The sequence below is a fragment of the Dactylosporangium sp. NPDC050688 genome (assembly GCF_040654515.1).
Lineage (GTDB): Bacteria > Actinomycetota > Actinomycetes > Mycobacteriales > Micromonosporaceae > Dactylosporangium.
The window spans coordinates 104,069-122,739 of sequence record NZ_JBFAIC010000009.1; the positions used below are offsets into that span (position 1 = coordinate 104,069).

Annotated in this window: 18 protein-coding genes, 1 tRNA gene, 1 other RNA gene and 1 pseudogene; 11 read left to right on the forward strand and 10 right to left on the reverse strand. The window is 70.6% G+C overall.

Going from position 1 to position 18,671, the window contains the following annotated elements; all coding sequences use genetic code 11:
- Positions 1-515 precede the first annotated feature (515 nt).
- Together AB0H83_RS11590 and AB0H83_RS11595 are read right to left on the reverse strand one after the other, a co-directional pair.
- Positions 516-1,577: an aspartate-semialdehyde dehydrogenase gene (locus AB0H83_RS11590; RefSeq protein ID WP_360090784.1), complete on the reverse strand. Its 1,062-nt coding sequence runs from the start codon at positions 1,575-1,577 to the stop codon at positions 516-518.
- A gap of 11 nt (positions 1,578-1,588) precedes the next feature.
- Positions 1,589-2,854 carry an aspartate kinase gene (locus AB0H83_RS11595; RefSeq protein ID WP_360090787.1) on the reverse strand — a complete coding sequence of 422 codons (1,266 nt, stop codon included), beginning with the start codon at positions 2,852-2,854 and terminating at the stop codon, positions 1,589-1,591.
- Positions 2,855-2,974: 120 nt separating this feature from the next.
- On the opposite strand from AB0H83_RS11595, the gene AB0H83_RS11600 reads away from it, so the two are divergent.
- The 4 genes and pseudogenes from AB0H83_RS11600 to AB0H83_RS11615 all read left to right on the forward strand — a co-directional run.
- A complete protein-coding gene (locus AB0H83_RS11600; protein WP_360090790.1) occupies positions 2,975-3,778 on the forward strand; it encodes a hypothetical protein in 804 nt (267 codons plus the stop codon).
- A 158-nt stretch (positions 3,779-3,936) separates the two neighbouring features.
- Positions 3,937-5,643: a 2-isopropylmalate synthase gene (gene leuA / locus AB0H83_RS11605; protein WP_360090793.1), complete on the forward strand. Its 1,707-nt coding sequence runs from the start codon at positions 3,937-3,939 to the stop codon at positions 5,641-5,643.
- Between the two features lie 220 nt (positions 5,644-5,863).
- Complete coding sequence (locus AB0H83_RS11610; RefSeq protein WP_360090796.1) at positions 5,864-6,568, forward strand: HNH endonuclease family protein; 705 nt, start codon at positions 5,864-5,866, stop codon at positions 6,566-6,568.
- Between the two features lie 381 nt (positions 6,569-6,949).
- A pseudogene (locus AB0H83_RS11615) lies at positions 6,950-7,189 on the forward strand (hypothetical protein); the annotation flags it as partial.
- Here AB0H83_RS11615 and recR read toward each other — a convergent pair.
- The 4 genes from recR to ffs form a co-directional block, all read right to left on the reverse strand.
- Positions 7,186-7,779, reverse strand: a complete 594-nt coding sequence (recR, locus tag AB0H83_RS11620; RefSeq protein WP_360090799.1) for a recombination mediator RecR — start codon at positions 7,777-7,779, stop codon at positions 7,186-7,188. The pseudogene AB0H83_RS11615 and the gene recR sit on opposite strands and share 4 nt — an antisense overlap.
- A 9-nt stretch (positions 7,780-7,788) precedes the next feature.
- Entirely contained in the window at positions 7,789-8,109 is a 321-nt protein-coding gene (locus AB0H83_RS11625; RefSeq protein ID WP_245635724.1) for a YbaB/EbfC family nucleoid-associated protein, read from the reverse strand.
- A gap of 217 nt (positions 8,110-8,326) precedes the next feature.
- Positions 8,327-11,287, reverse strand: a complete 2,961-nt coding sequence (locus AB0H83_RS11630) for a DNA polymerase III subunit gamma and tau (RefSeq protein ID WP_360090802.1) — start codon at positions 11,285-11,287, stop codon at positions 8,327-8,329.
- A 116-nt stretch (positions 11,288-11,403) separates the two neighbouring features.
- An RNA gene (gene ffs, locus AB0H83_RS11635) (signal recognition particle sRNA small type) lies at positions 11,404-11,497 on the reverse strand.
- 55 nt (positions 11,498-11,552) lie between these two features.
- Here ffs and AB0H83_RS11640 point away from each other — a divergent pair.
- Positions 11,553-11,640: transfer RNA gene (locus AB0H83_RS11640), tRNA-Ser, on the forward strand.
- A 56-nt stretch (positions 11,641-11,696) separates the two neighbouring features.
- Here the strand turns inward: AB0H83_RS11640 and AB0H83_RS11645 are convergent.
- Positions 11,697-12,176, reverse strand: coding sequence for a hypothetical protein (locus tag AB0H83_RS11645; protein WP_360090805.1), 480 nt, complete (start codon positions 12,174-12,176; stop codon positions 11,697-11,699).
- 381 nt (positions 12,177-12,557) lie between these two features.
- Between AB0H83_RS11645 and AB0H83_RS11650 the strand changes: the two genes are divergently transcribed.
- The 3 genes from AB0H83_RS11650 (at position 12,558) to AB0H83_RS11660 (ending at position 14,199) form a co-directional block, all read left to right on the forward strand.
- A complete protein-coding gene (locus tag AB0H83_RS11650) occupies positions 12,558-12,746 on the forward strand; it encodes a DUF6232 family protein (RefSeq protein WP_360091058.1) in 189 nt (62 codons plus the stop codon).
- Between the two features lie 284 nt (positions 12,747-13,030).
- Positions 13,031-13,945, forward strand: coding sequence for a helix-turn-helix transcriptional regulator (locus tag AB0H83_RS11655; protein WP_360090808.1), 915 nt, complete (start codon positions 13,031-13,033; stop codon positions 13,943-13,945).
- A gap of 53 nt (positions 13,946-13,998) precedes the next feature.
- Positions 13,999-14,199, forward strand: coding sequence for a DUF397 domain-containing protein (locus AB0H83_RS11660; protein ID WP_360090811.1), 201 nt, complete (start codon positions 13,999-14,001; stop codon positions 14,197-14,199).
- 67 nt (positions 14,200-14,266) lie between these two features.
- Here the strand turns inward: AB0H83_RS11660 and AB0H83_RS11665 are convergent, their stop codons facing one another.
- The 3 genes from AB0H83_RS11665 to AB0H83_RS11675 all read right to left on the reverse strand — a co-directional run bounded on the left by AB0H83_RS11665 (position 14,267) and on the right by AB0H83_RS11675 (position 16,548).
- Positions 14,267-14,467, reverse strand: a complete 201-nt coding sequence (locus tag AB0H83_RS11665; protein WP_360090814.1) for a DUF397 domain-containing protein — start codon at positions 14,465-14,467, stop codon at positions 14,267-14,269.
- A gap of 186 nt (positions 14,468-14,653) precedes the next feature.
- On the reverse strand, positions 14,654-15,097 hold the full coding sequence (locus tag AB0H83_RS11670) for a DUF6232 family protein (protein ID WP_360090817.1): 444 nt from the start codon (positions 15,095-15,097) through the stop codon (positions 14,654-14,656).
- Positions 15,098-15,426: 329 nt separating this feature from the next.
- On the reverse strand, positions 15,427-16,548 hold the full coding sequence (locus AB0H83_RS11675) for a prephenate dehydrogenase/arogenate dehydrogenase family protein (RefSeq protein WP_360090820.1): 1,122 nt from the start codon (positions 16,546-16,548) through the stop codon (positions 15,427-15,429).
- Between the two features lie 34 nt (positions 16,549-16,582).
- Here AB0H83_RS11675 and AB0H83_RS11680 point away from each other — a divergent pair, with 34 nt between their 5' ends.
- The 3 genes from AB0H83_RS11680 (at position 16,583) to AB0H83_RS11690 (ending at position 18,632) form a co-directional block, all read left to right on the forward strand.
- The gene (locus AB0H83_RS11680) at positions 16,583-17,704 is read left to right on the forward strand and encodes a hypothetical protein (RefSeq protein WP_360090823.1); all 1,122 of its coding nucleotides are present in this window, start codon (positions 16,583-16,585) and stop codon (positions 17,702-17,704) included.
- Between the two features lie 71 nt (positions 17,705-17,775).
- On the forward strand, positions 17,776-18,357 hold the full coding sequence (locus AB0H83_RS11685; protein WP_360090826.1) for a hypothetical protein: 582 nt from the start codon (positions 17,776-17,778) through the stop codon (positions 18,355-18,357).
- A gap of 86 nt (positions 18,358-18,443) precedes the next feature.
- Positions 18,444-18,632, forward strand: coding sequence for a hypothetical protein (locus AB0H83_RS11690; RefSeq protein WP_360090829.1), 189 nt, complete (start codon positions 18,444-18,446; stop codon positions 18,630-18,632).
- The last annotated feature ends 39 nt before the right edge of the window (positions 18,633-18,671 follow it).

Here is an 18,671-nt window from a genome sequence, read left to right on the forward strand (position 1 = left end):
AGGCAGGCACGCAGGCCAGGCAGGCACGCAGGCCAGGCAGGCACGCAGGCCAGGCAGGCACGCAGGCCAGGCAGGCACGCAGGCCAGGCAGGCACGCAGGCCAGGCAGGCACGCTGACGGTCGAGCAAGCCTGGCCAGGCGAGCCAGCCAAGCGCGCACGCGGGCCGGCTGGAGGCGCAGGCCAAGCAAGCGCTGGACGCACAGGCCAGGCAGGCACGCAGGCCGGGACGAGCACCCAGGCCGGGCGAAGCGCGCTGACTGTGGAGCAGGCCTGGCTGGGCGAGCCCGCCGGGTGCGCAGGCTGGCTCGGTGCGCAGGCCGAACGGGCCCCAGGCCGGGCAGGCACCCAGGCCGGGCAGGCACGTGGGCCGGGCAGGCACGTGGGCCGGGCGGGCACGTGGGCCGGGCGGGCACGCGGGCCGGGCGGGCACGTGGGCCGCTGGACGCGACAGGCCGGGTGCGCGGACGGCGGGCCTGAGATCAGGGGGACGCGGCGCACGACCCCGAGCGCGGCCTCAGGAGCCCTGGAGCTCCTTCGACAGCAGCTCCGCGATCTGCGCCGTGTTCAGCGCCGCGCCCTTGCGCAGGTTGTCGCCCGTGACGAACAGGTCCAGCGCGCGTGGGTCATCGATCGAGCGGCGGATCCTGCCGACCCACGACGGGTCGGTGCCGACGGCGTCGATGGGCATCGGGAACTCGCCGGCGGCTGGGTCGTCGACGAGGATCACGCCCGGTGCGTGGCGCAGCACCTCGCGGGCGCCCTCGGCGTCGACCTCGACACCGAAGACCGCGTGCACGGCGACCGAGTGGCCGGTCACGACGGGGACGCGGACGCAGGTCGCGGACACCTTGAGGTCGGGCAGGCCGAGGATCTTGCGCGACTCGTTGCGCGTCTTGAGCTCCTCGGACGACCAGCCCGCGTCGCGCAGCGAGCCCGCCCACGGCACGACGTTGAGCGCGAGCGGCGCCGGGAACGGGCCGAGGTCGTCGCCGACGGCCTGGCGGACGTTGCCCGAGCGGGAGCCGAGGCTGCGGTCGCCGCTGACCCGTTCGAGCTGGCTGAGCAGGGTGTCGACGCCGTCCTTGCCCGCGCCGGAGACGGCCTGGTACGACGCCAGTACCAGCTCCTTGAGCCCGTACTCGCGGTGCAGCGGGGCCAGCGCGACGATCATCGCCAGGGTGGTGCAGTTGGCGTTGGCGATGATGCCCTTGGGGCGGTTGCGGGACTGCTCGGGGTTGATCTCGGGCACGACCAGCGGGACGTCGGGGTCCATCCGGAAGGCGCCGGAGTTGTCGACGGCGATCGCGCCGTGCGACACCGCGATCGGGGCCCACTCGGCGGAGACCTCGTCCGGGACGTCGAACATCGCCACGTCGACACCGTCGAACACGTCGGCGGCGAGCTCCTGCACGGTCAGCTCCTCGCCCCGCACGACCAGGGTGCGGCCGGCGGAGCGTTTGGAGGCGACGAGGCGGATCTCCCCCCACACGTTCTTGCGGGAGGAGAGCAGCTCACACATGACGGTGCCGACTGCGCCGGTCGCACCGACGACGGCCAGCGTTGGTAACGCGCCCATAACGAGCGAACCTACCGTCCGGTCCCCGCATAAACCACGGCTTCCTCGTTGCCGCCGAGCTCGAAGGCGTCGTGAATGGCACGAACGGCGACGTCGAGGTCGGTGTCGCGGCACACGACGGACACCCGGATCTCCGAGGTGGAGATCATCTCGATGTTGACGCCGGCCTCGGCGAGGGCGGCGAAGAGCTGGGCCGCGACGCCCGGGTTGGAGCGCATGCCGGCGCCGATGAGGGAGACCTTGCCGATGTGGTCGTCGAACAGGATGTCGCGGAAGTCGACGGTCGCCTTGGCCCGCTCCAGCGCCGCCTTCGCGGTGGCGCCGTCGGTCTTCGGCAGCGTGAACGAGATGTCCGTGCGGCCGGTGCCCTCGGTCGACACGTTCTGCACGATCATGTCGATGTTGGTCTCCGCAGCGGCGACCGTCTGGAAGATCCGCGCGGCGACACCGGGCTGGTCGGGCACGCCGACGATGGTGATCTTCGCCTCGCTGCGGTCGTGCGCGACGCCGGTGATGAGCGCTTGCTCCACGGAAAGGTCCTCCATCGATCCGGTGACCAGGGTGCCGTTTGCGGTTGAGTAGGACGATCGGACGTGGATCGGCAGGTTGAACCGCCGCGCGTACTCGACGCTGCGCAGGTGCAGCACCTTCGCGCCGCAGGCGGCAAGCTCGAGCATCTCCTCGTACGTGATCTGCTTGATGTGGCGGGCGTTCTTGGCCACCCGGGGGTCGGCGGTGAAGATCCCGTCGACGTCGGTGTAGATCTCGCACACGTCGGCGTGCAGCGCCGCGGCGAGCGCCACCGCGGTGGTGTCGGAGCCGCCCCGCCCGAGGGTGGTGATGTCTTTGGTGTCCTGTGCCACACCCTGGAACCCGGCGACGATCGCGATCGCGCCCTCGTCCAGCGCGCCGCGCAGGCGGCCCGGGGTCACGTCGATGATGCGGGCCCGGCCGTGCGTCGACGTGGTGATCACGCCTGCCTGGCTGCCCGTGTACGACCGTGCCTCGTAACCGAGGTTGTTGATCGCCATCGCGAGCAGTGCCATCGAGATCCGCTCGCCGGCGGTGAGCAACATGTCCAGCTCACGGCCTGCTGGGACGGGGCTGACCTGCGACGCGAGGTCGAGGAGCTCGTCGGTCGTGTCGCCCATGGCCGAGACGACCACGACGACCTCGTTGCCGGCCTTCCGCGTGTCGACGATCCGCTCGGCGACGCGCTTGATGCGCTCGGCGTTGGCGACGGACGACCCGCCATACTTCTGCACGATCAGCGCCACGCCGTCGAGCTCCTTTCCACCCGTACGGGCGATGTTGACGCAGCCGAGCGTACCGGCGGTCGGTACCGGTCGGGAGTGGCGTTCCCACGATCCGGCCGTCCGACGGGCGAGAATACGCACGTGCGCTCACGTCGGGCCGGGGTAACCGCGATCACTGTGACCACCGGCACGGCGCTCGCCGTGGTCACCGGGCTGCTGCTGGCCGCCTGTGGCGGGGGCGAACCGGTCGCCCCGCCGTCGGCCCCGGCTACCGGCGCGCCCGCGCAGCCCGATCCCCGCGGCATGCTCGCCGCCCGGGTGGCGGTGGCCAAGGACCAGCGGTACATCGCCGCGTACACCCTGGTCGTGCAGGGCAAGGCACCCCGTTCGGTGCTGGTCACCGTCGCCACCGACCGCACGTGGCGGATCGACATCCAGGGCGGCGCGCTCGGCGGTACAGCGGACGTCGCGATCATCAACCGCCCCGAGGGCGTCTACCAGTGCCCGATCAACCCCGCGGGCGGCTGCGTGCGGGTCGCCGCGACGAACAAGAAGCTGCCGGCCGCGATCGACCCGCGGCTGCAGTACGTGTTCAGCGCCTGGCTCGACGTACTGCTGGACCGCCAGGTGCCACTCGCCGTGGCGCCCGCCGACCCGCTCGCCGGTACGTCGGCACCGTGCTTCGCGGTCGAGCCGGGCGTCACCGCGGTCCAGCCGCCGATCGACGCCGGGGTGTTCTGCTACAACGACCGCGGCATCCTGGTCGCCGCGAGGATCCCGATGGGCCAGCTCACGCTCACCGGGGACCCCGCACCGGCGCCCGGCACGATCTCGCTGCCCGGCCCGGTGGTCGATGGCGCGCCGCTGGGGACGTCCGCGCCCCCGCCGCCGAAACCGTCGTCTTCGTCACCGTCGGCCGCACCGTCGATCTCACGCTCCCGGTGAGTGGTACGCTGGCGCCCGACATGTGGCAGACGGTTCTCCTTCTTCGTCGCCGCGACGAGGCCCGACAGGCCGGCACCTCGTCGCGGGGTTGAGTCGCGTCTGCGCTCCTGCCGGTCGACCCTTCTTGGTCCCGACCACCTTTCCAGGAGCATTGAGCCATGTCCGAGATCGCCAATCAGACTGCCAGCCGGATGCCCGTCGAGCGCTACCGGCCGTTCAGTGAACAGTTCCAGATCCCGCTGACCGACCGTCAGTGGCCGTCCCGCGAGATCACCGCGGCGCCCCGGTGGTGCGCGGTCGACCTGCGCGACGGCAACCAGGCCCTGATCGACCCGATGTCCGTGGAGCGCAAACGCCGCATGTTCGGCCTGCTGGTCCGCATGGGCTACAAGGAGATCGAGGTAGGTTTCCCGGCCGCGTCGCAGACGGACTTCGACTTCGTGCGGACGCTGATCGAGCAGGACCTGATCCCCGACGACGTCACCATCCAGGTGCTGACCCAGTGCCGCGACACGCTGATCGAGCGCACGTTCGAGTCGCTGCGTGGCGCCAAGCGGGCCATCGTGCACTTCTACAACTCGACCTCCACGCTGCAGCGGCGGGTCGTGTTCGGCCTGGACAAGGCCGGGATCACCGACATCGCGACCAGCGCGGCGCGGCTGTGCCAGAAGTACGCCGAGGCGATCACCCCCGACACCGAGATCTACTACCAGTACTCGCCGGAGTCGTACACCGGCACGGAGCTGGACTACGCGCTGGAGATCTGCAGCGCCGTGATCGACGTACTGCAGCCGACCCCGGACCGGCCGCTGATCATCAACCTGCCGGCCACGGTGGAGATGGCGACCCCCAACGTCTACGCCGACTCGATCGAGTGGATGTCGCGCAACCTGCCACGGCGCGAGTCGGTCGTGCTGTCCCTGCACCCGCACAACGACCGTGGCACCGCCGTCGCCGCCGCCGAGCTGGGCCTGATGGCCGGCGCCGACCGCGTCGAGGGCTGCCTGTTCGGCAACGGTGAGCGCACCGGCAACGTCGACCTGGTCACGCTGGGGCTGAACCTGTTCTCCCAGGGTGTCGACCCGCAGATCGACTTCTCCAACATCGACGAGATCAAGCGCACCGTCGAGTACTGCAACCAGCTGCCGGTGCACGAGCGCCACCCGTACGCCGGCGATCTGGTCTACACCGCGTTCTCCGGCTCGCACCAGGACGCGATCAAGAAGGGCTTCGACGCGTTGCGGCGCGACGCCGCGGCCGCCGGGGTCGACGTCGACCGGTACCAGTGGGGCGTGCCCTACCTGCCGATCGACCCGAAGGACGTGGGCCGCTCCTACGAGGCGGTCATCCGGGTCAACTCGCAGTCGGGCAAGGGCGGCGTCGCGTACGTGATGAAGTCCGAGCACCACCTCGACCTGCCGCGCCGCCTGCAGATCGAGTTCTCCGGTGTCGTGCAGCGGCACACCGACGACGAGGGCGGCGAGGTCAGCCCGCAGGCGATGTGGGACTTCTTCTCCGCCGAGTACTTCTCCGACCGGCGGTTCACGCTGCAGGGGTACGAGGCCTCCACGGTCGACGGCAAGGTCACGCTGACCGCCGAGGTGGCGGTCGACGGGGTGGTCCGGTCCGTTTCCGCGACCGGCAACGGCCCGATCGACGCGTTCGTCCACGCGCTGGGCGACTTCGGGGTCGACGTGCGGGTGCTGGACTACGCCGAGCACGCGCTCACCGCCGGTGAGAGTGCGCAGGCCGCGGCCTACGTCGAGTGCTCCGTCGACGGCCAGACCTACTGGGGCGTCGGCATCGACGCCAACATCGTGACCGCATCGTTGCGTGCCGTGCTGAGCGCCGCCAACCGCAGCTGATCTCGTTGAAAGGCCGGCCCGTCCAGGGCCGGCCTTTCGCGCTATGTGGGTCCTGCCCAGGTCACCTTCGTGCTGCTCATGCGGTCGATCCTGCCGGGCCCGGCGTCCCGGGCGACAGGGACCGCCGTCCCGGTTCTCCGGTCACTCCCGCCCCGCTGGTGTCGGGAATCCCACCGTGGCGCTGCGCCCGCTACGTGCTTCCATGCCGCACAGTGGTGGCGTGAGCCCCTCCAACGGCAAAGCCGTCCTCCTCGCTCTCGCACTCGCCACGGTGCTCACCGGCGCCGGCAGTTGTGAGGTCTCCTCAACACCGGGCGCGGCAGCGCCCAGCTCGTCCACGGCAGGCAACGGCGGTGCGAGCACCGGCGCGACCAAGTCGCCCGCCGCCGGCAACCCCGGCGCGGCCACGGCCGCCCTCGAGCAGCTCACCGTCACGGCAGCCGGTTCGATGGCCGGTTACAGCCGCGAGAAGTTCACCCACTGGATCAGCCAGGGCAACAGCTGCGACACCCGCGAAGCCGTGCTCAAGCGCGACGGCAAGGGCGTCCAGGCCGACGCCGACTGCAAGGTCACGGCGGGGACCTGGTACAGCCCGTACGACGACAAGACCCTCACCGACCCGAAGGCCCTCGACATCGACCACATGGTCCCGCTCGCCGCCGGCTGGCGGTCCGGTGCCAACAAGTGGACCGATGAACAGCGCAAGCAGTTCGCCAACGACATGACGCGGCCGCAGCTGTTCGCGGTCAGCCTCCAGTCGAACCGGTCCAAGGGTGACCAGGACCCGTCGACGTGGAAGCCGCCGAACAAGGCCTACTGGTGCACATATGCGCAAGACTGGGTAACGGTGAAGAGCTTCTACAAGCTGACCGTCACCGCGGCCGAGAAGTCGGCCCTGACGGACATGCTGACAACCTGCAAGTAGGCAGTTCCACACTCTGTGTACAGGCGCGACTGAAGGGCGGCCGAGATGGCAGACGCAGCACCGGGTCCGGACGCGGCACCGGGTACTACGCAGACACCGGCCGCCCCTTCGGCCCCTGCGGCGGCGCCCGCCGCCGAGGCCGCTCCAGCTGCGGCGCCGGCTGCGGCCACCCCGGCGGCGGAGGCCTCCGGGGCTGCGGCACCGGCTGCTGACGCTCCTGCTGCGTCGGCTGCCGCCGACGCTTCTGCCGCCGCGCCAGCTGACGGTGCTTCCGCCGCAGGCGGGTCTGCTGAGGCGGGCGCACCGGCCGGCGGTGAGGCAGCCGCACCGACTGGCGGCGAGGCGGGCGCACCGGCCGGCGGTGGGGCGGGCGCGCCGCTGACGACCGACATCATGGCCGGGCCCGGCGGTGTGATGACCGACGAGGTCGGCGTCGTCACCGGCGAGCTCACCCTGCGTTCCGAGGTCGACGCCAGCGGTGCCGCGCTCGTTCGGGTCCAGTACAAGGACGCCGAGGAGTGGTACGTGGTGACCGGCACCCGCACCCACCTCGCCGACCCCGCCGACCTCGCCGCCGTGCACGCCGTGGTCGTCGGCATCCTGAACCGCCCCGAGGGCTAGACCGCCCGGCGCCCCTCGAAGGCGCGGCCGAGCGTGATCTCGTCCGCGTACTCGAGGTCGCCGCCGACGGGCAGCCCGCTGGCGAGGCGGGTCACGTTGAGCCCCATCGGCTTGACCAGCAGCGCCAGGTACGTCGCCGTGGCCTCGCCCTCCGTGTTGGGGTCGGTCGCGAGGATCAGCTCCTTGCAGGTGCCGTCCGCGAGCCGCATCATCAGCTCGCGGACCTTCAGGTTGTCCGGACCCACGCCCTCGAGCGGGTTGATCGCTCCGCCGAGCACGTGGTACCTGCCCCGGAACTCACCGGTCCGCTCGATCGCGACGACGTCCTTCGGCTCCTCCACGACGCAGAACACCTCGTCGCTGCGGCGCGGGTCGCGGCAGATCCGGCACAGGTCCGACTCGGCCACGTTGAAGCAGCGCGTGCAGAACCGCACCAGCTCCTTCACCCTGGTCAACGCCTGGGCGAGCCGCTTCACGTCCGACGGGTCGGACGACAGCACGTGGAACGCGATCCGCTGCGCGCTCTTCGGACCGATCCCGGGCAGCCTGCCCAGCTCGTCGATCAGGTCCTGGATGGCACCTTCGTACATCTGCGGCGGTTAGAATCCGGGCAGCCCGAGGCCGCCACCCAAGCCGCCGAGGCCCGCCGTGAGCGGCCCCATCTTCTCCTCCGTCAGGTCCTTCGCGGCCTGCGCGGCGTTGTGCAGCGCGGCGACCACCAGGTCCTCCAGGGTCTCCACGTCGTCCGGGTCGACCGCCTTCGGGTCGATCTTGATGCTGACGACCTCACCGGACCCGCGCACGACGGCCGTCACCAGGCCACCACCGGCGGTGCCGGTCAGCTCGGCCTCCGCCAGCTCGGCCTGCGCCGCGACCATCTGCTGCTGCATCTTCTGCGCCTGCTTCATCATCTGCTGCAGGTTGGGCTGTCCACCGGGGCGCACGTCTGCTCCTCTTCGATATTCGGGCAATGCTCAGCTGGTCTTACCCTGGCTCGTCTGGCTGGTATACCTCAGCCGGCGGTCCGTCCTGGATGGTGCCCACCGCGGTGCCGGCGCCGGGTCGTGCCCGGCCCGCGGCCCTCACCCGGTCGGCTGGGTCGTTCACTCGGCCGATGTCCTGCCTCGACCGTCGATCTCAGCTCGTGGTCTCGCCGATCTTCTCCGCGCCGAGCGCTTCACTGAGCAACCGCAACGCCGCCTCTTCGCTCGACTCCCGCACCGAACTCGCATCGTCCAGCAGCTCATCCCCCGGGTCCAACCCCGGAAACCGCGGATCGGCGACGGGCCGGTCGTAATCCGGGTCGAACGGCGGCTCGTCCGCGGCCGCACCGTCCCACACCGACTCCACCGGCGCGGCCGCGGCAGCTCCCCGCCGCGGCGCGTTCGCCGCCCGGCTGGCCGCCTCCCGCGCCTGCTCGATCGCGGTGCGCGGCCGGGCACCGTTGTGCGGCCGGGCTCCCCCGGCGGTGCGTGCGCCGTTGGACTGGCCGCCGAACGCCGGGCCTCCGCCGGCCGGACCGCCACCGCTCGGCCACTGACCGCCCTGCGGGCCGCCCCCGCCGAACCCCGGCCCACCGCTCGGCTGCCCGGTCACGACCTGCGCCGACCCGCCCGAAGCACCCGGCGCGAATCCACCGGCAGCGGACCCACCGACAGCGGACCCAGCCGGAACGGACCCAGCCGAAGCGGACCCAGCTGAAGCGGACCCAGCTGAAGCGGACCCGCCGAATGCAGGCCCACCGGAAGCGGACACACCCGACGCCAAGGCGCCCCGAGCCGAACCACCCGCAGCCGAACCACCCGCGGCCGGACCGTGCTGCGCTGGACCGCCGGGTGGACCGCCCGGCGTGGCGGGGACCGGCCAGTCGCTCGCCGACCCAGCGGCCGCATGCGTCTGATCGCCGCCCTGGCCCGCCTGCCTGCGCGGGTCCGCAAGGACACCGCCGGACGGCGTGCGGACGACCCCGCCGGGCACCGCCGGCGCCGGCCAGCCGTCGGCCTGCGCCGCCATCCCGCCCGGCACCGCTGTCACCGGCCAGCCGCCCTGGGAACCGCCCGCAGCGCCAGGGGCTGCGGCCGTCCCGGGAACGGGCGCCGGGGTCGGCCACCCCTCGGTCCCCACAGACCCAGGTGCGGTGCCGGCCCGCGCCGACGCCATGCTCATCCCGCCCACCCGCGCGTCGACCGGCACGGGATCGCCAGCGGGGCGCGCCGGCGTCGGCCAGGCCTCGGCGGCCTGCTGCGGCACCGTGGCGCCGCCGCGAGATCCACCGTCGGCCGGCACCGGCGGGCCGCCCGGCCCTGACTGCGGCGTCGGCCTGGGCGGGCTCGGACGGGTGCCACCGCCCCCGCCGGGCTGCCCGCCGACCTCGCACCTGACCTGCCACCGCCCGCCGAGCAGCTCGCTCAGCGCGGCGATCAGCACGTCGGGTGAGGCATTGAGCATGTTGGCGTGCGCCGTGTGCTTGAACCCGAGCACCAGCGTGGTGCCCTCGACGTCCTGCACGGTCGCCTCACGGACGATCGCGGCGGCCTTCTTCGACTTCCCGCTGACCAGCGACAGCACGTCGGCCCACACCCGCCGGACCGCACCGGCGTCGAGCGCACCGGACCCCTGACCGCCCTGCGCCTCCTGGACGTAATCAGCCGGGGCGGGAGCAGTCTGGACAGGAGCGACCTGCACGGAGGCAGCCTGGACCGGAGCCTGCTGAGCCGCAGCGGCCGGAGACGGCGGAGCAGCCTGCGCAGAGGCGCCGGGAGCCGGAGCAACGGCAGACGACACAACCGCAGGCGGAGCGGAAGCAGACGGAGCAACCGCAGCAGTCGCAACAGGGACCACCGCCGACGGCCCTCCGGAGGAGGGCGACGCGGCCGGAGCACGCTCCCCGCCAGACGAAGGCGCAGCCCCGGGACCGGCCGCCGGAGCTACTCCGCCCGCCAGCATCCGCCGCTCCATGCGCTCCAGGCGCTGCAGCAGCGCGCTGCTGGAGTCGTCGGCGCCCGGCAGCAGCATGCGGGCGGTGATCAGCTCCAGGAGCAGCCGCGGCGCCGTGGTGCCGCGCATCTCGGTCAGCCCGTTGTGCACGATGTCGGCGAACCGCGACAGCGTCGCCTGCCCGAGCTGGCTGGCCTGGGCGCCCATCCGCTCGAGCTGGTCGTGCGGCGCGTCCAGCAGGCCCTTCTCGACCGCGTCGGGGACCTGCTGCAGAACGATCAGGTCGCGCAGCCGCTCCAGCAGGTCGGACGCGAACCGCCGCGGGTCGTGCCCCGCCTCGACGACCCGGTCGATGACGCCATAGGCGCCCCGGCCGTCGTCGGCGGCGAGGGAGTCGCACATCTCGTCGATGAGCGCCACATCGGTGACGCCGAGCAGCGCCACGGCCCGCCGGTAGGTGACGCCGTCGGGGCCGGCGCCGGAGATCAGCTGGTCGAGGACGGAGAGCGTGTCACGGGCGCTGCCCGCGCCGGCGCGGACCACGAGCGGGAACACCGCCGGCTCGACGACGACGCCCTCGGCCGCGGTCAGCTGCTCCAGGTATGGCCGCAGCACCCCCGGCGGGATCAGCCGGAACGGATAGTGGTGGGTGCGGGACTTGATCGTCCCCAGCACCTTCTCGGGCTCGGTGGTCGCGAAGACGAACTTCACATACTCCGGCGGCTCCTCGACGAGCTTGAGCAGCGCGTTGAAGCCTGCCGACGAGACCATGTGCGCCTCGTCGATGACATAGACCTTGAACCGGCTCGAGACCGGCGCGAAGAATGCCCGCTCGCGCAGGTCGCGCGCGTCGTCGACACCACCGTGGCTGGCGGCGTCGATCTCGATGACGTCGATCGAGCCGGAGCCGTCGGGGGCCAGGGCCCGGCACGAGTCGCACTCGCCGCACGGGTCGGGCGTCGGGCCCTTCTCACAGTTGAGCGAGCGGGCGAGGATGCGCGCGCTGCTGGTCTTGCCGCAGCCGCGGGGGCCAGAGAACAGATAGGCATGGTTGAGCCGCCCCGAGCGCAGCGCCTGCGACAACGGCTCGGTGACGTGCTCCTGGCCGATCACCTCGGCGAACGTGCGAGGCCGGTACTTGCGGTACAGCGCGAGCGCCACCAGCGGTCCTCCGTTCGCGTCATCGGCTCGGTGTGGCGGGCCGGGACCACGGTACCTCCAGGCACCGACAAAACGTGCCCAGCGACCCGACCACGACCCGGACGCGGCCCGGACATGGAAGCGCCACCCGTGCACCCGTCAGAGCTCACTTATCCTTGCTGCCTTCCGGCCCTGGGGAGGTTCGTAAGATGACGCCGCACGAGTGGCTTGAGGAACACAATACCCCCTGGCGCGCAGCGGCTGAGGCATGGGTATCCTGGCGCACGGAGGATTCGCCTAGAGGCCTAGGGCGCACGCTTGGAAAGCGTGTTGGGATAAAACCCTCACGAGTTCGAATCTCGTATCCTCCGCCAGCCTGACCAGGCAAAACGCCGGGAAGCCCGCCCAGGGCCGCCCGGCGTTTCGGTCTCTACGGGGTCACCCGGCCCAGGTCGGTGAGGGTGAAGCGCAGGCCCGCGGCGTCGACCGGGGTCACGGTGCCGGCCTCGTCCAGCCGGTACTGGCCCTGTGCGGGGTTGAGCAGAGAGGCCGGCGCGTCGTCGTACACCTCGACGAACACCAGATAGTGACCCTCGGTCTGCAGGCTGACACTGCCGGTCTCGATGTGGTCGGTGCCCTTGTAGCGGCCGCCGCCCTGCTTGATCTCCAGCCGCGCCGGCGCCGTGCCCTTGTAGGTCCGCCCGACGGTCGCGGCGAAGACGGTGTGCACGTTGGGCACGGTCTGCGTCGGCCCACGGACCTCGGTTGACGCCCCCAGCCGCACCTCCGCGACGAGATCGGCCGCCTTGAACAGTTCTTCCAAGGTTTGGTACTGCGGATAATCCGCCTGATAGCGGACGGTTTTCGCCAGTATGTCCGGCTGGCTGGCACAACCGGCGAGCGCGAACAACAGGACTGCGACCAGGGCGACCCTCATGCCATTGGGACTCCGGCCGAGGGTGATCCGGTTCCCGGTCGCGCACAATCTGCCATATAGCTAGTTGTAACCTAGCGCATAGTGACAACACATGCGACGATGTGCATGGCCAACCGGCTCTGGAGGCGTTGAAACACAACAGCACCCGGCGGCCACCGGGTGCTGTTTGTGACGCTTCCACCTCTACGACTACGCGGAGGGTCAGCGGTGATACACACAGCAATCCTTGCGCATCAAGCAGCCCTCCGCAAGACCGAGAGGGGAAAGGAGATGCGCACCTTCTATCGGAGTCCGGACATCATGGTGACCAGCGACCATGTCGCCGTCCTCCGGCCACATCCCGCCCGCTTCCTGATGACCGAACTTCGCGGGGCATACATCGTCCGGCACGGATCTGCCACGATCCGCCCCCTGCTGGAGATCAGGGCCCGCTACGGCGACCGCGACGTCCGCCTCTTCAGCACCACGGACGCCCGCACCTTCGGTCAGGTCCGTCGCGCCTTGATCAGAGCCCTTGAGCAGTGCAAACCGGCACGTAGTTAGGGTCCGAAAGACCGCGCGCGAGATGCAACTCGCGCGCGGTCATCCGGGGTTAATTAGAATGATGCAAAAATGCAACTTGCAATATCACACCTGGCGGGGTAGCGACTCGTTAACATCCCGTGGGCGCCTACCCGCGCCGATCCACGTGTGTTCTCCCATGAGGTTGAAGCACGGCTCGACCCGCCTACTTCGGCTTTCGGCGTTGAGCGCTCCTGCCCCGTGGCGGGGGCGTAGGCTCGGATCGTGGCTCGCCACCTGCAATGTCGCAGGTGGGGACATCTCCCATGGAGGCGCTGGACGTCATGGCAGCGAGTGAGAACACTCCGGCCGTGGCCCGGCGCACCGTCCGTTTGGCCATCAAGGACGCCCGCACCGCCAAAAGCCTCACACAGACCCAGGTCGCCGAGGCAATGGAGTGGTCGCTTTCGAAAGTCATGCGCATCGAAAGCGGCGAGGTCACCATTTCGCAGAATGACCTGCGCCCATTGCTCGCCTATCTCGGGGTCCGCGACAAGTCACGCGTCGACGAGCTGATCCAGGCCGCGAAGGCGTCGAAACAGCGCCGCCAATGGTGGGACCAGCCGAAGTTCGCCGGCCTGCTCACCCCGGCCATGAAGCAGTGGTTCAGCTACGAGGTCGAGGCGACCTCCATGCGCATCTTCTGCGCCGTCTACTTCCCGGGGTTCCTGCAGACCCCGGACTTCGCCCGCAGCATGGTCGCCTTCTTCAACGACGAGCTGACCGAGGCCGAGGTCGCGGCGCGGATCGAGACCCGCGCGCTGCGCCGGCAGGGCCTGGCCGCCCGCAAAGTGAAGCCGAACGCGCAGGTGCTCCTGGACCAGTCAGTGCTGCTGCGGACCATGGGCCAGCCCGAGATGCTCGGGCGGCAGCTGTCCGACCTTTTGAGCGCGATCGAAGAGGGATGGGTGACCGCACGGGTCATGCCGTTTACCCACCCCAGCCCGGGTATTGGAAACTGGGAAATCTTCTACCTGGGCGCCGAAGACCTTGAGCACGCCGTGCTCTACCGCGAGAATTCCACGAAGGACGAGATCATCGATGATGAGGCCGGTCTTCTGCGGCACCTCTCGCAGTGGGACAAGATGTGGCACGGCTCCTTCGACGAGGTCGCTTCGAAAAGAATGATCGAGACGCACATGACTGCGCATCTCGGCAACGGGAACGCCCCGCAGGGGTGAGCGCGCCGTTATCCGACGACGCGTTTCTTGCATTCTGAAAGGAACGAAACATAGTGCCACAGTTCGAAGCACCGCTGCACTGGCGGAAGAGCACCAAGTGCGCCAGTGCAGCATGCGTGGAGGTCGCTGAGCGACCCAATGCAATGTTCGTGCGCGACTCAAAGAGCCCGATTGAGTCGGTTCTGGCCTTCACCCATGCGGACTGGAACACCTTCGTCGCGGGCATCAAGGAAGCCACTCTGGAAAGCCGCTAAATCGAACAACGCGATGGCTGGGCGTCGGCACGCCGCTGGACACCACGCTCAGCCACCGCGCAGGATGCTATTCCCGGCTCTCGTCCAATGCGCGCACCGCGCCGATGAACAGCTGCCAGTCCCGGGCCGTGAACGCTAGTCTCGCCCCGTCCGGATCCTTCGAGTCACGGACCAGGAAACGGGCGTCATCGCGGGCGACCTCGATGCACGTCGCGTTTGCACAGAACCGGCTCTTCCGCCAGATCAACTCGTCTCGACCGTCGGCCACAGGGTCCTCCTCACCTTGGACCTGGCATCCAGGATACGGACGGCCACGGATCGTGCCAGCGGAATTTTATCGATTCATATGACTTTGGCATGTGTGAATGCCGCATTCATGTGCGAACCGGGGCGAAAGGCAGCGATCGTGCCGCCTGCGTTTTGCATATCGCAGGCGGCACGATCCTTCAGGTCGCTAGAGGACCCGGTTGAGCATGTGGTACGCCTCGTCGTAGCCGGCCAGGTCGCGCCGGTCCAGACTGCGGGAACGGGCCTCGAACGCGCGCATGAGGGCCCGCTTGACCTGGCCGAACATGAGCATGTCCGAGGACGTGAACAGGGTGACCTCCACACCCAGGTGGCGCCCCACCAGGTGCAGGGTCCGGGGCGTGAGGGCCCGTGACGTCGAACCGACCATCGGTGGCGCGACGATCGCGGCGACGGCGAAAAGGTACTCGCCCGCCGAATCGATCACCGGCCACGCGACGACCACGCCGACAACCGCCAGAATTCCGATCACCATCAGAACAATCCGCGCCGGGTGGATCGAACCGCGGACGACGTGCACCCCCTGCACCTCGTCCAGCACGAAAACCCGGGGCTCCGGCGACCACAGAGCGAAGATCTCCTCCGTGATCATCAAGTCGGTACTTCGGTAGTACACCGTCGCTGACATTGCTCCCCCTCCCGTCTCCGGCACGTCATCGCGGTCGTCCGTGCTGTGAGGCGATTCAGCGGGTCCCCATCCGCGAGCGAATCACCGCCCAGTCAGAGTCGGCTGTCGATCTGCGTCCGGCCCCCACCGGACACGTGAGCGGTCGAGACTCTGGCCGTCCAGCCGCCTCCTCAGTATGGATGAGGGGCCTCACAGATCGCCAGACTTCAACCTGCTATATCGCAGATTGACGTACCACCGATGGCGGCACTGCAACCAGCCTATTACAGCCAGTCACGTTCCCGCGTGATGCTTCAGGCGGGACGGACGGCGCGGACGGTTCTGCCGTCGTCGGCGACCGACTCGACCCAGCCGCCGACCCGGCCCAGCCGCAGCAGGACGTCGGCGCGGGCCGGGAGGTCGGCGGTCTCGCCGGGCCGCGGGGGCCAGGACTGGCGGGCGGTGTGGCCGGGGGTCAGCCACGGCACGAGGGTGGTGATGGGGTCGGCGCCGTCGAGGGCGGCACGGGCCGCGGCCAGGTCGGCGAGCACGGCGTCGAGCGCGTCGAGGACCGCTTCGGCGTTGCCGCCGCACATGGCGGCGGTGAGCTCGGGGCGGGCGGCGGCGACCCGGGTGCCGTCGCGGAACGAGCCCGCGCCGAGGGTGCCGGCGAGCGGGTCGGTGGCGATACGGGCCGCGACGGCGGCGGCGACGAGGTGCGGTACGTGCGAGATCGTGGCCACCGCCTGGTCGTGCTCCTCGGCGGTGGCCGGCACGACGCGGGCGCCGAGGCCGGTGACGAGCGCGGCCAGCTCGATCCAGTCGCGCAGGCCGGCGCCGTCCTCCTCCAGGCACAGCACCCAGGCGCAGCCGTCGAACAGGCGCGGGTCGGCGGCGGTGAAGCCGGACGTCTCGCGGCCGGCCATCGGGTGGCCGCCGATGAAGGTGGCGAGGGCCTGCCCGCCGGTGCGGAGCCGGTCGAGGGCCAGGTCCCGCACGGGGCCCTTCACGGAGGTGACGTCGGTGACGACGCCGACGTACGCGAGCGACGCCAGCTCGTCGAAGACCCCGCCGACGGCGGGCAGCGGGACGGCGACGACGGCCAGGTCGGCGTCGCGGACGGCGTCGGCCACGGTCGCGGTGACGTGCCAGCGGGCGTTGGCCGGGGCCTGGGCGGCGGCGGTGCGGGCGGTCGCCCTGGTAGCCGGGTCGGCGTCGTAACCGCTGACATGATGCCCGCGCGCCGCGAGCGCGCGCAGGACCGATCCGCCGATCAGTCCGAGTCCGATCACCGCCACGTTCAACGTCGCATCACGCACTGCGGAACTCTCGCACACCACCCGATCACCCGTTCGGCTCGGGACGGCCGCCGAACGCCTTAAGCGTGCCCGTTCCACACCGTTTGGGCGGTTACTACCCGTTAGCGTGTGCCACATGCGACTTTTCCGGCAATTGGTGAGAACGGTACTCGTGGCCGCGGCAGCCACGGCGGTCGGCGGCCTCTTCGGCGGGGCCCCGGCCGGCGCCTCGGCGGTCGAGAAGACGCCGCTGCTCTCGCCATCGTTCGACGGCACCGTATGGGCCGTGACCTACTCCGCCGACGGCTCGACCGTGTACGTCGGTGGATCGTTCAGCAAGGCCATCGTCAATGGCAAGAGCGTCGCGCGGAGCCGGCTGGCGGCGATCAACACGCGCACCGGCGCATTGCTGGACTGGGCGCCGGTCGCCGACGACACCGTCCGGGCCTTGGCGGTAAATGGTAACTCTGTGTATGCGGCTGGTGACTTTTCGAAGGTCGCCGGGGTCAAGCGGGACTCGCTCGCGCAGCTCGACGCGACCACCGGCGCCGTCGGCGCCTTCAGCCACACGATGTCCGGCTCGCCGGTCACGCTCGGGGTGGGCGGCGGCCGGCTGTACGTCGGCGGCAAGTTCAGCACGGTCGACACCGCCAAGCGGACCAACCTCGCCGCGTTCAGCCTCGCCACCGGCGAGCTCGACGCGGGGTGGGCACCTACCACCGACGACCGTGTCGAGGCGCTCGCCGTGGCCGGCAGCCGGGTGTACCTCGGCGGCTCGTTCCACAAGACCAACGGGGTCAGCAACACGCTGCGCCTCACCGCCGTCGACGCGGTCGACGGCAAGCTGGACAAGACCTTCCTGCCGCGGCCCTCGGCCATCGTGCTGGCGGTGGCGGTCGGCCCGGACGGGATCTACATCGGCATGGGCGGCACGGGCGGACGTGCGGTCGCCTACAGCCCCACCGGCAAGGTCCTGTGGACCCGGGTCTTCGACGGCGACGTCCAGGCCGTCACGGAGCTCGACGGCATCGTGTACGTCGGCGGGCACTACGACAGGGCCTGCACCACCGACAAGAACGGCGCCAAGGGTGCCTGCACCGACGGGTCCGTGTCGCGGGTCAAGCTCGCCGCGATCGACGCCCGCGGCAAGCTGCTGGACTGGGCGCCGCAGGGCAACGGGGTCGCCGGCGTGCGCGCCATGGCCGCCAACCCGGCGATCGACCAGGTGGTCGCCGGTGGTGAGTTCACCGCCATCGGCGGGGTGACGCAGAAGCGGATCGCGCTGTTCAGCTAGTCGTTTCCTTCGGTAGGTCGCGTGGCTCGGCCCGGTCGTCCCTGTGGGGCGGCCGGGCTAAGCTCTTTTTCGTGGCAGTGAACGAGTCGCCGTGGAGCTCGCCGGACGCTTCGCGCCCCGCGGGACCGGCGCCGGCCATGCCCAGCAGCGCGCATCCGGTGCCGCCGCCGCCCAACGGGGCGTCCGGCCTGACCGCCGCGATGCCGGGCGCCCGGACCGCCTGGCCGGGCGCCAACGGGCCGCCGGTCATCGGCCCGCCGCCGAGGTTGAGCGCCGCCCGCCCGCTCACCCCCGCCGCGTCCTACGGCGCCTGGCAGGGCGTGCTGCGGCCACCGCCGTTCGTGGTCAGCCAGGGCCCGCCGCGGCCGACGTACCGGGAGCCGCTGCCGGTGCGCAGCCCGATGGTCACCGCCGGCGCCGCCGCGGGGGCCGCCTGGATGCTGCTGTTCGGCCTGCTCGCCACGTCCGCCCGCGGCTACATCTGGCTCACCCTGATCGCGGGGGTGGTGGCGTGGGCCGCGGCGTTCATCCTTGCGAGGTTCGGTGACCGCGGCGTCGCGGTCGGGGTCGCGGTCTCCAGTGGCATCGCCGTGGCGATCGGCGGCATCGTCGTGGCGTACCGGCTGGCCGGCGGCGACTGGCTCCTCTGGTAGCCCGATCTCGCTGCGCTGCATGGGCATTTGCTCACGTTGGGTAGCTGGCACAAGGACTTTGCCGCGTAGTCTTGACGTGGATTGCGGTGAGCATCACTCTCAGCAACATGGCATTGAGGCTGCAGCGGCTCGATCCTGAGCGGCGTCGCCGGCGGCTCGCGCTGCTGGTCGAGCTCGCGGACGCGAAAGCGCTTCGCGAGCGGCTCCATCCACGCCGTCTCCGCGCCGATCGGCTCCGCGAGCTCATCGCGACTCGCCGACGACTCGCCGACTAGCCCTGCGCCAACCGCCGATCTGCTCGAATAGTGTTCTCG

Coding starts and splice junctions, on each gene's coding strand:
- AB0H83_RS11590 (WP_360090784.1), bottom strand. CDS start 1,577: ATGGGCGCGTTACCAACGCTGGCCGTCGTCGGTGCGACCGGCGCAGTC.
- leuA (WP_360090793.1), top strand. CDS start 3,937: ATGTCCGAGATCGCCAATCAGACTGCCAGCCGGATGCCCGTCGAGCGC.
- recR (WP_360090799.1), bottom strand. CDS start 7,779: ATGTACGAAGGTGCCATCCAGGACCTGATCGACGAGCTGGGCAGGCTG.
- AB0H83_RS11650 (WP_360091058.1), top strand. CDS start 12,558: ATGACCGAACTTCGCGGGGCATACATCGTCCGGCACGGATCTGCCACG.
- AB0H83_RS11655 (WP_360090808.1), top strand. CDS start 13,031: ATGGAGGCGCTGGACGTCATGGCAGCGAGTGAGAACACTCCGGCCGTG.
- AB0H83_RS11670 (WP_360090817.1), bottom strand. CDS start 15,097: ATGATCACGGAGGAGATCTTCGCTCTGTGGTCGCCGGAGCCCCGGGTT.
- AB0H83_RS11675 (WP_360090820.1), bottom strand. CDS start 16,548: ATGTGGCACACGCTAACGGGTAGTAACCGCCCAAACGGTGTGGAACGG.